This is a genomic window from Paenibacillus sp. FSL H3-0333, from assembly GCF_038002805.1.
GTDB classification, from domain to species: domain Bacteria; phylum Bacillota; class Bacilli; order Paenibacillales; family Paenibacillaceae; genus Paenibacillus_AQ; species Paenibacillus_AQ silagei.
The window spans coordinates 4,424,383-4,437,757 of sequence record NZ_JBBODG010000001.1; the positions used below are offsets into that span (position 1 = coordinate 4,424,383).

Below are 13,375 nucleotides of genomic sequence, written 5' to 3' on the forward strand. Positions count from 1 at the left end.
TTTAGCTCATTTGGGAAATTTAGTTGTACAGACTACATTTAGAGGAGTAAATCCTTCCATTTCATTGTTTTTAATTGCACAGAATACACCTATCTCTGAATGTTCGCTTCAATTAAAAATGAACCATTCAATGGATAGAGCCAGCCCTGCCCTCACGATGGCACATACTGCACAGTTAAGCCCACCTCGAACATCCGGTTCCATGGCATATAGCAGTCGGTGATCTTAACGCTCCCCGAAGGGCTGTGAATCCGCACGGCCAGCTCTTCACTCAGCCGTTCCTGTACACGGGCAGCCACACGGCCGCGCGGTCCGTCCAGTTCGTATTTGCCATAGCCCATCTCCTGCACGGGTCCTTCACTGAGCTCTCCGCGCACTACTGAACAATAGCATACATCCTCGGCATAGCGGAGCGCCAGGAAATCCAGATGTCCTTGTGTACGTCCGTAGATCAGATAGATCATCGCCTGCGAGATTACGGTCCCCAGCGAATTGGAGCTGGTATTCCAGGCGGCATATCCGGCCAGATCGAACAGGAGGTTCTTCTGCCGCAGCATCTTAACCAGCTTCTGATCACCGCCATTGGCATAGCCTACGTCCGCAACAGCCACCGGCATCTCCTTGCTCTGCAGAAGGTAGTCCCCGTACTCTACAAGTTCCATCAGGTTCCGGTATACGTCATAACTGTGAAAAGCATGCTTCTGCGACACCGCCTCCTCCATCGTCTCCCCCGGCGTACTGACCAGCAGAACCAGGTCTGCCTCGGCAGCACTGGATGCGATCAGCCCCCCGGCGGCCAGGATCTGATACTTCAGCGTCTCATAGAAAAAGCGGTCCTCGAACAGCGGCGTCACGAATGCCCCCTGCACAGCGGACAAGCGGGGATAGATCATCGGCCTCCGCCCTTCGGATTTGTTCAGCATCCGGGCGAGCAGCGTGCAGCCTACCTCATCCGCTCCCGGATACATATAGACCTTAAGCTCCAGATCAAGCACACTAATCCTCGCCCGCACCTTCTCCTGATCCTTGGCGGTATGACCATACGGCGCCGAATCATCCTGCGGTACAATCATGAAGTCAATCACCCCGTCCCGGACCAGCTCCAGCGCCTGCTTGTTCGCTTCAATATTAATCGCCCGGCGGCCGAGATAATCCTGCAGCACCTCGGCTGGAAGCCGGTGATCAATATCCGCCAGCTCACGGATCTCCTCATCCGTGGCAATGCCCAGCTCCAGCCGGTGGCCGATGAAGCCCTTACGGAAAATCTCCCGGCCCCAGTCGGCATAATAATCCGGTTCCTCGTCTGATAGAGAATACTGCGGACAGCGCATAATCAGCTGGAACGCATACAGCTTAAGCTGCGGATAACGCCGCCGGATCTCCCGCAGCCGCTCCAGACGCGCAGCCAGTACTTCAAGCTCCAGCTGGTGCAGCCGCGATGGAATGATGCCGCCGTAGAGCAGCGTATCCAGCGCAACTACCACACCGTCCGCTCCTTCACAGGCGGCCTCGAACCAGGACCACAGCCGCTCAACATCACCCGGGCGCTTCTTCAGGCCCATAATCCCGGCGGGCGGACGTTCTACCGTATAATCTGTTCCCTGAGCCAGCAGATAAGGGAATTCATAATTGCAGGGCCGCTCATCGAGCGGAACCAGAATCAGCTTATGGTGCTTAGACATGCTGGTCCTCCTCCTTCGTCTCCTTCTCCATTTCCGGCAGCTCGATCCCCAGCGCCTCAGCCGCACGCACAGCCGGATCACTGCCGAGCCGTACACCATAACTGCGGCAGGTCTCCAGGCACTTAAGCACATCTTTCCCAGCCAGCGGCTCCAGCGTATTCTCCAGTTGTCTGCGCACAGCCCGCCACAGCAAAGCATCCCCGATTGCCCGGCGCAGCCATGGCCCTGCCTCTTCGATGAACTTGGCATTCTCTAAGCCGCCAAGCCGCACGGCAGCCTGCTCCAGCCGGCTGAAATAAGCGTCCAGCCGCTCCAGATCGCGCTCCGCCAGCGCATCGTCCAGCTCCGGGTACCCACCGGAGTACAGGCGGCTGTTCAGATTCTGGCGGCAGAAGAACATCATGTCCTCCGCAAGCTCCCCGGCGAATTCACGCACGGACAGCTCCCAGGACAGCTCCGGCATGTAGCGCTCGCTGTTCCACATATAATGGGCCATCGTGTTAAGCGTGATCTTGGAGCATTCCCACTGATTCATCGGATTGGCAACGACCGCTGTATGCCCGTAATTGCCGAGCCGGGAGCTGCGCCCGCGCACCGGATCGAGGAACAGCCGGTCCTTATCGCAGTCATTCACCGGAATATTGTCCCACAGCCACAGCTCATGCCCGTAAAAACTGTAATTATCCTCCGCATGCCCCCGGCCGATCTCCGGGGCGAAGACGAAATAGCCGGTCCAGAACACTTTGACAGCGGGATGAAGCTGCTCCCGGATATCCTTCTTGTACTCCGTATTCCAATACGACCAGTATTCTGAAGGACACATAGCCAGGGTGAAGTGCGGCAGACATCCGGCTAAGTAATCATAGACCCGGTTCGTCACATAGGCATGGGCGGTCCCGGAGCGCTCCAGGAACTGCTTGTTGTCGCCTTGGAGCACATAATCTATGTCATCCATCAGCAGGGCGAAATGCCGCACTCCAATCGCGATCATCGCGGCCAGCTTCTCTTCCAGCCTAGCGAAGTCCTCCTTGCTGCGGAATTCCAGATCATTGCCCGGGCTAATACAATAGTAGAAATCCACCAGATGCTTGTCGCATTCCTGTTTAAGGTCATGAATCCTGGTGAACACATCGTCCGGGTACGGCTCACGCCATAGCTTCCGGTGATAAGGATCATCCTTCGGCGCGTACATGAAGGCGTTCATCCGGTGCCCGCTCATATATCTGACCGAATCCATCCGGTCCGCGAAGCTCCATGGCACGCCATAGAAGCCTTCAATAATGCCCCGCACCGGAAAAGAAGGCTCATCCTCCACCGTAACCACCGGCAGGCGGCAGCAATCCTCCTCCACGGTCAGGAGCATTGTCAGCGCATCCAGCCCGTACTTCAGCCCCCGCCGGTTAGACGCAGCAACAACAAGCTTGGCATCTTCTCCAATCACCAGCCGGTATCCATCTGCAGCAAGCCCGCAGTCATACTCCAGCATCAGCTGTGCATTGCCTTTATCAGCGGTGGCTACACCCGGTCCGGCCGGTTCCAGAATTACGATGTCTCCGCCTTCAGCAAGTAGCCCGTTTACATCCTGATTCATGGCATACCGTGAGGCCAGCTCACAGCGCAGCTGCGGGCCCTCCACAACCAGCTCTTTCCCTTGCGTATAATAGTCGCGGAACAGATATTGGCAGTCCCGTAACGAAATTCCCATTGAGTTATGCCTCCTTAGTTAGCCTTTTATCGCGCCGGCAATCCCTTCCATATAATACTTCTGCGTGAACAGGAACACGAGGATGATCGGCAGCACCGAGATCATGGTTCCGGCGGCAATCCAGCCGAAGTTATAGGAGAATTGCCCGTTCAGATACGTAAGCGCCGCAGCGAGCGGATACTTCTCCGGGTCCTCCAGGACGACAATCGGCCACAGGAAGTTGTTCCAGAACGCCATGACCTCCAGTAATCCAATCACCGCAATCCCCGGCTTGACGAGCGGCATGACCAGTTGAATGAAGATGCGCAGCTCTGAGGCTCCGTCCATTTTACCTGAATCCCGGATGTCTGCCGGAATACCCAGGAACGTCTGCCGCATCAGGAAGATATTGAACACGGACACCGCTGCCGGAAGAACAACGCCGAAGAACGTATTGCCCAGCTGAAAAGCCTGAATCGTCAGATAATGCACAATCATAGCGGTGGCCGACGGAATAATCATGGTCGAGATCAGCAGCGTGAAGACCAGGTTCCGGCCCTTGAACCGGAAGGCCGCCAGCGGATAAGCCGTCAGACAGGATAGAATAATGTTGAACACGACTCCCAGCAGCGTGATGATGACCGTATTCAGAATGTATCGCGGAAAATTCATGAAGTTCCACACCTGCACATAGTTATCGAACGCAATGAAGGTGGGCAGAATGGCCGGCGGGTTCGCAAACACGTTGCGCCCCGGCATCAGCGAGACACTGAGCAGCCACAGGAACGGCCCCATCATGAACAGGGCAAGCAGGATCAGCAGCAGATAAGTGATCAGAACACGCAAGCTACGCGGCATCAATAGGAATTCACCCCGCCTTTCCGGTTCAGTCTGAATACGAGTACACTAAGCGCTCCCACCATCACACTGACGATCAGCCCGAGCGCCGAGGCATAGCCGAAGTTGAACTGCTCCAGCCCTTTTTGAAAAATATAGACGCTTGAGGTCAGTGTGGACGTCCCCGGTCCGCCCTTGGTCAGAATGTAGACCTCATCGAACACCCGGATCGCGCCCATCACCGAGATCAGCGTGCAGAACAGAATATGCGGGCGCAGCAGCGGCAGCGTCACATGTACAATCAGCCGCAGCGGCCCTGCACCATCCACCCTTGCGGCCTCATACAGATCTGCAGGAATGCCTTGAAGCCCGGCCAGATAGAGCATCATGTAATAGCCGAGGCCCTTCCACATCGTAATGAACATTAGAACATACAGCGCCGTGCTGCTCGTCGATAGCCAGGAGACCTGTTCACTGATAATCCCTGCCTTCAGCAGCAGGTAATTGACAACTCCGTTATTGCCGAGCAGCCAGCTCCAGATCAGCGCCACCGCAACCATCGAAGTGACGACCGGTATATAGTAGGCGGCCCGGAACATTTTGACTCCAGGAATCCGGCTGTTGACCAGAATCGCCATTAAGATCGAAATGATCTGGATCACGGGCACAATCAGCACATATACCAGTGAATTCCACAGTGAAATCAGGAAATTATGATCCTGGAAGGCCCGGGTGAAGTTCTCCAGACCTACATAATTCGTCTCTGTAATGACAGAATAATCTGTCAACGAGAGCGGTATACCGTAAATAATCGGCCAAAAGGTAAACACCGCCAGAAACAGCAGGCCCGGCGCCATAAACGCCCATGCGGTAAAAGATTCAGACCGAAACCCCTTGTACACCCTCTACACCTCCCACTCCTTCAAATACCCTCAAAATATATCCATCGGGGGAGAAACTCCCCCTTATCGGCTATGCTTCAGCAGCTTAGGAACCCTGACTGATAATAGTATTGACTTCCTTCTCCACCTTGTTCAGCGTCTCCTTGATATCCGCGCCGTTCATCAGAATCTCCTGCAATCCCCGCGCCAGCGCAGAGTTGATATCTGCGGCGCTTGGAACGCCGACCATGTAATCGGTAGCCTTATCCAGACTCTGCGAGGAAGCCACCTTCGCTTCAGCTTCCAGAGAGCCGTCAGACTCGGTGAAGAACGGATCCTGAATGGACGCCTTGCTCGATGGCAGCGTGTTGGCGGCCTTGGAGAAGGCTGTCTGATTCTCGGCATTCGTAAGGAAGGCAGCGAATTCCACCGCCTGCTGCGGGTTCTTCGACTTCTGCGGCACGACCAGATTCATCGAATTGGAGAGACGCAGGTTCGCCTTGCCTGTCGGCAGCGGGACAGCAATGGTATTCTTGTAGACATCCGGCGCAGAGGTCTTGATGAAGTTGATGAACGTTGGACCGGACAATTGGAAGGCTACCTGCTCACCGGAGAAATACTGAATCTGCTTGCTGAAATCCGCGTCCTCCTTGAGCACTACCCCTTCCTTCATCAGGTCGCGCATCTGGGTAATCATCGCCTCTGCTTCCGGCGTATTGAAGGCGGCGGCTGTCTTGTCCTCATTCAGGATTGAGATGCCGTCGATGGGGAACAGCTTGGAGACCAGCTGCTGGGCATACCCGGCTGCTCCGGTCTTCTCATGAACCTGACGCGCCCACTCCACCAGCTCCTCGCGGGTCTGCGGCGGGTTCGCCGGGTCGAGGCCCGCCTTCTCCACCAGCTTCTTGTTCATGAACAGCACTTCTGTGCCAGTGTACCAGGGAAGTGCATAAGCCTTGCCATCGAATACAGTGGAATTATAAATTCCCTCGAAATAACTCTTCGCCTGCTCATCCGTCAGATACTCGCTCAGATTCAGCAGCGCTCCCTTGCTGCCTAGCTGGCTGGCGAACTCGGTGTTCAGATTCACGACATCCGGGCTCTTGCCGCTGGCCGTGCTGGTCAACAGCCGCTGCGAGATGGCATCATAGGGATAGTCCTTCCACTCCACCGTTACTCCGGGGTGGCTGTCCTCATACTGGGTGATCAGATTATTGAAGTAATCATTGAACGTTGGCTGAAGTGCAATCGTCCAGAATTCAAGCTTCACCGGCTCCGCCGCAGCCGTAGCTTCAGCGCCCGTGCCGGGTTCTCCGGTGCTTCCGGCATCCGGTGTCCCCTTCGTATTGCCATTTCCTCCGCAAGCCGCAAGCAGCATAGACATGGTCAGCAGCAGCGATACTGTGAAGCCCTTTCTGTTAGTTCCCACACCACATTCCCCCTCAGATTAAGTGTAAGGCGAGCGCCCTTCCCGCGTCAGGTTCCTGACTTATTGCTCCCTCTTTGCAATGAGTATATCAGAAATTTTAAATAAATGAAGTATTTTTCCTAAATTAAATTAAAAAAAGAAATAATTTTTCTTTTTATGCCCGCAAAACAGCCTCCGCCAACACCGGAAGCATCTTCCCGGCAAGCGGAGGCTGTGCATAAAATATAATAGAATATCCCCTTCATTCAGCTCCGGCCTCAGCCAGCCATTGCTTGAGCGTATCGAGATCCCCGATCTCTCCGACCACGATTTTGCTTATCTCGCCCGCCTTATTGATGATATAAGTTGACGGCAGTGCATTGACGCTATACGAGGCAGATATCCTTCCGGTAACATCGATAATGACGGGAAAAGAGAATTGTTGCTCCGCCATATACTCCAATACCGTCCCCCTGGATTCTCCTGCGTTCACGAACAAGGTCTCGACTGGAAGCTCAGCGGATTGGTTAAGTTCATTTAACAGCGGCATTTCCCGCATACAAGGCTTGCACCAGGTCGCCCAGAAGTTAAGCAGCACGACCCGGCCCTTATATTCGCTGAGGCGCACCTTCTCCCCCTGCAAGGTTACCGCTTCGAACGCAGGAGCCGAAGCACCTGCGGTCATTCTCCCGGCCGGAGGTTGGCTGGACTGCTGAAGATATACCCCGATTCCGGCAGCAAAGGCAGCGGCAATAATCAGCAGAGTAACGATCCGGCGCAGCTTCATCCCAGCCCCAGACTATGGTGAAAGGCGGCGTACAGTGAACCGAACTCTGTACGGATCTCTGCCGTAGTGCCTGACCCCACATGCTTGCCCTGATTCAAGAAGACAATCTGATCGGCTACCCGATCCGCAATCTCCAACTGGTGGGTGGAAAAGAGGACCGAATGCCCCTCTTCCCGGATGCCCTGCAGCAGCGTCACGAATTCGTTCATCCAGAACGGGTCCAGCCCGTTAGTCGGCTCATCCATAATCAGGAGCGGCGGCTTCGCCAGCAGCGCTTGCGCGAACAGCACACGCTGGCGCATCCCCTTGGAGAAGGTGGTCACAAGGCTGTTGCGCTTATCCGCAAGTCCGACTAGAGCCAGCACCTCCTCTACCCGCTGTTTGCGTCTGGGAATCCGGCGCAGCGCCGCCCAGAAATTCAGCAGCTCTTCCGCAGACAGCCCGTGGCTGAACTGATAATCATCCGGCATATAGCCGATCTGCATGGAAAAGCTCTTGCGGGATTGCTTCCACTTCAGCCCGTTTACCGTAATTTCGCCTGAAGTCGGCTGTAGAATGCCAGCTACCATCCGCAGCACCGTGCTTTTGCCGGCCCCATTCCCGCCGCACAGGGCAAGTATGCTGCCGCCTGGAACCTGGAAGCTGATCTCTTCGACCAGTGTTTGCCGCCCGATGACCTTGGTAATCTCTTTCACCTGAATTAGCGGATTATCCACGGGAACGCCCCCTCTCCCAGATCCAATATACCGCTAAGATGGACAGCAGCACCCAGGCAGCGCAGACCCCGAGGAACAACAGGCTGCCGCCCGGGCGGCTAATCCATTCCACCCACTGATAATATTCCGGCCCCAGAACCGACCCTCCGCCCAGCTTCACCACCACGAACAGGCGCACCAGCTCAGCCGGATTAAGCATCGTCAGCACAATCAGCGCTGGCTTGATCCAGAGATACGGGAGCAGGCCGAGGCCTGCGATCAGGAATGTCGGCCAGCCGATCACCGCGAAGAACCAGAACGCTACAGAGATTGTCAAGGCCTGCCAGCGGTTGCGGGATAACGAGCCGATGATGAGGGCAAGGGTCAGGAACAGCAAGACCAGACCTGCCGAGAAGGCCAGGAACAGGAAGTAAGTGTCCGCCGCAAAAGCCATCCCGAGCAGACCGCTGAGCAGCCCCATCAGCCCGTAACCAAACGCTACAATCGTCAGCAGGACAGCGGCTAGCCCGGTGTATTTTCCCAGAACGAAGGATAAGGTTCCAATGGGATAGGTGGATAAGAGCTGCCAGCTTCCGTCTTCCCGTTCCGAGGTCAGTGAGAAGGAGCCCAGAAATAACGTCATCAGCGGCAACAGATACAGAATCAGGCTCAGCATGGAGCCCGTAACAGCCGTATAGCCTTCCACCGCGTTATTCGCATGGATCAGCAGCAGCCCGAGACTGAAGGTACAGAACAAGGCCAGGAAGGAATAGGCCCACGGATTGCGGAAGCCCATCTTAAGCTCTCTGCGGGCAATATGCAGGATGTCAGCCATACTCACATATCCGTCTCTTCGGAATGCGTGCCTTCCTCTGAGCTATGCTCCTCCATATGACCTTCCCCGCTCTGCATGTCCATGTTCATCATATCCTTGTTCTGCTTCCATTCATGGGAGTCCAGCTCTCCGGCGGTCAGCACAGCGCCTACCCCCTGCTCCTTCACGAATGCTTCTGCTGCCGCCTTGTCCTTGAAGCTGATCACTCCATAAGCCATCGGCGTACGCAGAGAAGCGTCATAGACATAGCTCGCCTTGCTGAATTCAACCCAGCTCTTGTCGTTATAGTCGCGGACATAATCCATGCCGATCTGCTCCGTGCCGTTGCTTTTCTTCCACTCATTCATACAGCCGATATCATCGAACTTGTAATTCTTGCCGTCCTTGGTCGTTAGCTGAGTGGCGTAAGCATCATCCTTGACCTGCATATTGCAGACCACACAGATATCGACGTCTTCATTAATCGCTACCGGCTCGTATTTCTTCTGTCCGCAGGCCGCGAGGATCACCAGACTCATTGCTACCATCAAGACCAGACTCCATCGTTTCATAATCGCAGTACCCCCAAGTATATGATTGTAATTACAGATAGGAACAGCAGCAGCCAGCCCGCTACCATGACCGTGCCTTGTCCGCCTGCCGCCTGATCCGGGCTAACTGTACCTGCCTCAAGCTGCATGAGCGGCGCTGAATCGGTGGACCACCCTGCCGAACCGCCGGTGTACATATCGCTCAGGAACGTCATCCCCGGTGACTGGAAAAACAGCTGATACGCTGCATTCCCCGCAACCAATTGCTGATAGAAGGGGTTGATCGCATATTTTAGGTCGCTGACCCCATCCCCCGTGAGATCCAGTCCGCCAAAGGCATCCCAGTAATTCCCGTTCATCTCATTGTCCCTGCTGCCTGTGGCCTGGGCCTCAATGACGTTTGCCACAAACCCGTTACGCTCAAAGCGGTTGCCCTCTGCATTCTCGAACTGCACACCGATATAGTTGCGGAGCACCAGATTCTGCTGCAGCTTGTTATCCGAGGACTGCTGCATGTAAATCCCCACCCGGTTGCCTTCCACCCGGTTGTTCATAATCGCGGAATTTCGTACATCGTAGAGCAGAATCCCCTGTGAATGCACATTCCGGCTCTGCTTGCGGAAGGAGTTCCCCGACACCACCACACCCGTAACACCCATCACCATCGCGCCGGTAATGTTGTATTCACCGGTGTTGTTAGTGACCTTCGAGCCATTGATATACATGCAGTGGACCCCGTACCGCAGATAAGCAAGCTTGTTCTGGTCCACCACCGTATTGCGGCTGTTCTCCAGATAGATGCCATCCCGCAGATAAGCGATGTCGTTGCCCCGGATCACAGCGCCGTGAGAGTTATAGAGATCGATCCCGTTGCCTCTCGTTCCCGGTGCTTCTCCCTTGGGAATGAACCAGCTTATTGTATTATCCGAGATCACCCCGCCATCGGCTTCACGCAGGAGTATTCCGTACCCTGCCGAATGAATGACCAGCCCCTTCAGGGTGACCCTGTCCGCTTCAACGCGTACAGCCGCCGCTTCCCCGTCGTTATTCTGCTGAATCTTCAGATTCTCAAGCCTTACACCGTCTGCCGTGATCAGCACCACCGCCTGCTCGTCCTTTGTCGTATGCAGCAGAAACGCCTCGCCGTTACCGTTAATCGTCACTCGCCTATCCAGCCGGACCGGACCCGAATAGGCTCCCGGAGCCAGGGTGATAAGATCTCCCTCACGGGCTGAGTCGATGATGGGCTGGAGCGGAAGGACTCCGGTGTTCGTGTCTGCGCTTACAACGCGGCCATGATTGAAGGAGAAGAAGAACAGGCCTGCAATCATGAAGACGAGAACCCTGATGCTGATGGAGCATTCATACCTTTTCACTACAAGCATTGTTCACCCCCACTGTAGGATGGTTTCTTGTGCAAACCCGAATTAAGTGTAAATAAAAGGAATTGAAGTGCCTATAGCCCAAACTGGCTATACCAGCTAGAGTCTGTGACCATTCTGTGATTTATATCATATCCTCTCTCTTCTGTGAACATTAAAAAAGACACTCTTTAATTAAAGAGTGCCCATTTCCCGCTAATATAGAAGCCGTTACCTGCTGTGAGAACTAATCTTTTACCGGGGTGGAAGGGTGAAGCTGCTGGATGAGTAATACTCCGTCATATTGTTCGCGCGGGATCATTGTCTCATCGAGGACTCCCCATGCCTTGGCGGTACGCGGGGTGTAAATCCATTCCGTGGACGCGCTTAACATGGTGTCTCTTAAGTTGATAAACTGCGCAGCGCCCATGCCTGCACCTATAATCTCTTCAAGACTTCCCTTGTCATGCGGCATAATCTGCTCCACCTTACCGTTGTTCTTGTGCGCACTTCCTTCATAAGCATATAATCCGATCACATAGTTATCTTGCTTCAGGGACCAAGGCAGCAGCTCCCCCATCGTAGGATAGGGTGTCTGATCATAACCGAAGCCATTATGCTCGGTAATCATCGTAGAATTGTGTTTGCGGATATGGTAGTTGTGTCCCCACAGAATAATCTTTTCCCCCGGATAGGTTGTGTTTGCGAGCCAAGCCACATTCCCTGCCATCACGCGATCTCTCTCATAGCTCCCCTGCTTAACGTGCTTCTCCGGGTCTACCCCGGCCAGTAGCTCTACAATATGAGGATGGTAATAATCCAGCATATCGATCCTGTTCTGGAGCACACGCTCAAGAGTTGGCACCAGCTTGGGCTGTTTGGGATAGACTTTGCTCAATGAAGCTTTATGATCTTTCACGAATGCCTGGAAAATCATATATTTGCTCTTGATTGCATCCTTCTGGGCTGTAAACTCTCCGATATCATCAATCATATTAAGCTTCAAATACCATTCTTCCGTTCGGGTAAACGCTTTGGCTTTAGAAGAGTCCACCCCGGCAAACCATTGTTCAACAAATGTAATAAAAGAGTCTGTGGCGGCCTGGGAGTCAAACCCGGTCAGCATCAGCGGATGGTCTGTACGGCTCTGCTCCGCTATGTACTCGAACAGCGGCAGATTCTCTTCCACCTGCCATACGCCGTAGATGGAGTTCTCCATCAGCTGTTGCGGCTTCAGCTCCTGAACCTGTGTATACGCTGCGGCAGCATCCGCCAGGTTGGACTCGAAGGCGATGACGTTATAGCCCAGCTTTTCATGCAGATACTTAATTAGCCTTACCTTCACCGAATTATATTCGGCCGCCCCATGCGAGGCCTCGCCCAAGCTCACAATCCGTTTATCCGCCAGAATCGGCTGAAGAAACGCCAGATCGGAATAAGTGTCGCCCTTCTCAGCCTTAACAGTTGTGATGATGTTCGCAGTAGCCCGGACGTTCTCCTTCCAGCCGGCCTCTGCGGACATCGTACTCGCAGCGTCAGCTGCAGGCGCCCCTTCCGCATGTACAGCTCCCCTAACGGTAATTAGAGTGAAACTGCACAAGACTGCTGACAATACTGCTTTGCGAAGCAATGGATTCATGATGTTAACCCTCCCTTTGTAGATGTACATCAGCTTATCAGGTGAAGGTTAAATCGAGCGTACTGCCCTGTTTAAAATTAGTTTAAGTTCGGACAGCTGTGGCATAATGCATTCGGTTTTTTGCACACGGTTGAACCTCAAAAAAGCCCTTGAAAGTATCAAGGGCTGTAATGCCGTACGCCTGCGCTTATTGCTGAATTGCTTTGAACGACTCGGTCTGGCGGGTAATTCCCTGCTCCGCCGCGAAGCGCTCGATGCTGGAAGCGCCGAAGAATCCATGGATGCCCTTCGTCCGCTGAATGACATAAGCCGCATCCTCCGGCTCGGCAATCGGGCCCCCGTGGCAGATAATCATAATCTCCGGGTTGACCGCCCGTCCGGCTTCGATAATCGCCTCGATACGCTCTACACAATCGTCCAGGGTCAACGCGGTTACTGCGCCGATGGTGCCCTTGGTGGTGAGGCCCATGTGGGCGACCAGAATATCGGCGCCCGCCTCTGCCATGGCCCGTGCCTGTTCAGGGTCGAACACATACGGGGTGGTCAGCATATCCAGCTCATGGGCGATACGGATCATTTCGACCTCCAGGCCGTAGCCCATCCCGGTCTCCTCCAGATTCTGGCGGAAGACGCCATCGATCAGACCCACAGTAGGGAAATTCTGCACACCGCTGAAGCCCTGCTCCTTCAACTGCTTCAGGAATACCTCCATCACCCGGAACGGGTCGGTGCCGCATACCCCTGCCAGAACGGGCGTATCCTTGACGACAGGCAGCACCTCCGAGCCCATCTCCACCACAATCTGATTCGCGTCGCCATACGACAGCAAGCCTGCCAGTGAACCGCGTCCTGCCATTCTGTAACGGCCGGAATTGTACACAATCAGCATATCCGCTCCGCCTGCCTCACTGCTCTTGGCGGTAATCCCCGTGCCTGCCCCGACACCGAGGAGAATCTTGCCCGCCTTCACCTCTTGTTTGAATCTATCCATAATCTCAGCTCTAGTCTGCTTATTCATTAGTAGCTCCTCCTTATT

Annotated in this window: 12 protein-coding genes; all 12 read right to left on the minus strand. The window is 54.5% G+C overall.

Going from position 1 to position 13,375, the window contains the following annotated elements:
* Positions 1-152: 152 nt before the first annotated feature.
* Positions 153-1,682 carry a DUF4127 family protein gene (locus MHH78_RS19905; RefSeq protein WP_341168546.1) on the minus strand — a complete coding sequence of 510 codons (1,530 nt, stop codon included), beginning with the start codon at positions 1,680-1,682 and terminating at the stop codon, positions 153-155.
* On the minus strand, positions 1,675-3,387 hold the full coding sequence (locus MHH78_RS19910) for a protein O-GlcNAcase (protein WP_341168547.1): 1,713 nt from the start codon (positions 3,385-3,387) through the stop codon (positions 1,675-1,677). The genes MHH78_RS19905 and MHH78_RS19910 overlap by 8 nt, the downstream gene beginning before the upstream one ends.
* A gap of 18 nt (positions 3,388-3,405) precedes the next feature.
* Positions 3,406-4,224, minus strand: a complete 819-nt coding sequence (locus MHH78_RS19915) for a carbohydrate ABC transporter permease (protein WP_081751222.1) — start codon at positions 4,222-4,224, stop codon at positions 3,406-3,408.
* Positions 4,224-5,105 (minus strand): carbohydrate ABC transporter permease, encoded by an 882-nt coding sequence (locus MHH78_RS19920; protein ID WP_036727002.1) that lies wholly within the window; start codon positions 5,103-5,105, stop codon positions 4,224-4,226. Before MHH78_RS19920 ends, MHH78_RS19915 begins: the two co-directional genes overlap by 1 nt.
* An 85-nt stretch (positions 5,106-5,190) precedes the next feature.
* Positions 5,191-6,513, minus strand: a complete 1,323-nt coding sequence (locus MHH78_RS19925) for an ABC transporter substrate-binding protein (RefSeq protein WP_340992945.1) — start codon at positions 6,511-6,513, stop codon at positions 5,191-5,193.
* A gap of 241 nt (positions 6,514-6,754) precedes the next feature.
* Positions 6,755-7,279 carry a TlpA family protein disulfide reductase gene (locus MHH78_RS19930; RefSeq protein WP_341168548.1) on the minus strand — a complete coding sequence of 175 codons (525 nt, stop codon included), beginning with the start codon at positions 7,277-7,279 and terminating at the stop codon, positions 6,755-6,757.
* Positions 7,276-7,995, minus strand: coding sequence for an ABC transporter ATP-binding protein (locus MHH78_RS19935; protein ID WP_341168549.1), 720 nt, complete (start codon positions 7,993-7,995; stop codon positions 7,276-7,278). Before MHH78_RS19935 ends, MHH78_RS19930 begins: the two co-directional genes overlap by 4 nt.
* The gene (locus MHH78_RS19940; RefSeq protein WP_076075382.1) at positions 7,988-8,809 is read right to left on the minus strand and encodes an ABC transporter permease; all 822 of its coding nucleotides are present in this window, start codon (positions 8,807-8,809) and stop codon (positions 7,988-7,990) included. Before MHH78_RS19940 ends, MHH78_RS19935 begins: the two co-directional genes overlap by 8 nt.
* A 2-nt stretch (positions 8,810-8,811) precedes the next feature.
* Complete coding sequence (locus MHH78_RS19945) at positions 8,812-9,360, minus strand: nitrous oxide reductase accessory protein NosL (RefSeq protein WP_341168550.1); 549 nt, start codon at positions 9,358-9,360, stop codon at positions 8,812-8,814.
* On the minus strand, positions 9,357-10,724 hold the full coding sequence (locus tag MHH78_RS19950; protein WP_341168551.1) for a right-handed parallel beta-helix repeat-containing protein: 1,368 nt from the start codon (positions 10,722-10,724) through the stop codon (positions 9,357-9,359). Before MHH78_RS19950 ends, MHH78_RS19945 begins: the two co-directional genes overlap by 4 nt.
* 223 nt (positions 10,725-10,947) lie before the next feature.
* Positions 10,948-12,339 carry an erythromycin esterase family protein gene (locus tag MHH78_RS19955; protein ID WP_341168552.1) on the minus strand — a complete coding sequence of 464 codons (1,392 nt, stop codon included), beginning with the start codon at positions 12,337-12,339 and terminating at the stop codon, positions 10,948-10,950.
* A gap of 187 nt (positions 12,340-12,526) precedes the next feature.
* Positions 12,527-13,357 (minus strand): phosphoenolpyruvate hydrolase family protein, encoded by an 831-nt coding sequence (locus MHH78_RS19960; RefSeq protein WP_209990660.1) that lies wholly within the window; start codon positions 13,355-13,357, stop codon positions 12,527-12,529.
* Positions 13,358-13,375 lie beyond the last annotated feature (18 nt).

Excerpts from the sequence above, each read along its gene's own strand:
- MHH78_RS19955 (WP_341168552.1), bottom strand. The coding sequence starts at position 12,339 with ATGAATCCATTGCTTCGCAAAGCAGTATTGTCAGCAGTCTTGTGCAGT.
- MHH78_RS19915 (WP_081751222.1), bottom strand. The coding sequence starts at position 4,224 with ATGCCGCGTAGCTTGCGTGTTCTGATCACTTATCTGCTGCTGATCCTG.
- MHH78_RS19910 (WP_341168547.1), bottom strand. The coding sequence starts at position 3,387 with ATGGGAATTTCGTTACGGGACTGCCAATATCTGTTCCGCGACTATTAT.
- MHH78_RS19960 (WP_209990660.1), bottom strand. The coding sequence starts at position 13,357 with ATGAATAAGCAGACTAGAGCTGAGATTATGGATAGATTCAAACAAGAG.
- MHH78_RS19930 (WP_341168548.1), bottom strand. The coding sequence starts at position 7,279 with ATGAAGCTGCGCCGGATCGTTACTCTGCTGATTATTGCCGCTGCCTTT.
- MHH78_RS19945 (WP_341168550.1), bottom strand. The coding sequence starts at position 9,360 with ATGAAACGATGGAGTCTGGTCTTGATGGTAGCAATGAGTCTGGTGATC.
- MHH78_RS19905 (WP_341168546.1), bottom strand. The coding sequence starts at position 1,682 with ATGTCTAAGCACCATAAGCTGATTCTGGTTCCGCTCGATGAGCGGCCC.
- MHH78_RS19940 (WP_076075382.1), bottom strand. The coding sequence starts at position 8,809 with ATGGCTGACATCCTGCATATTGCCCGCAGAGAGCTTAAGATGGGCTTC.
- MHH78_RS19950 (WP_341168551.1), bottom strand. The coding sequence starts at position 10,724 with ATGCTTGTAGTGAAAAGGTATGAATGCTCCATCAGCATCAGGGTTCTC.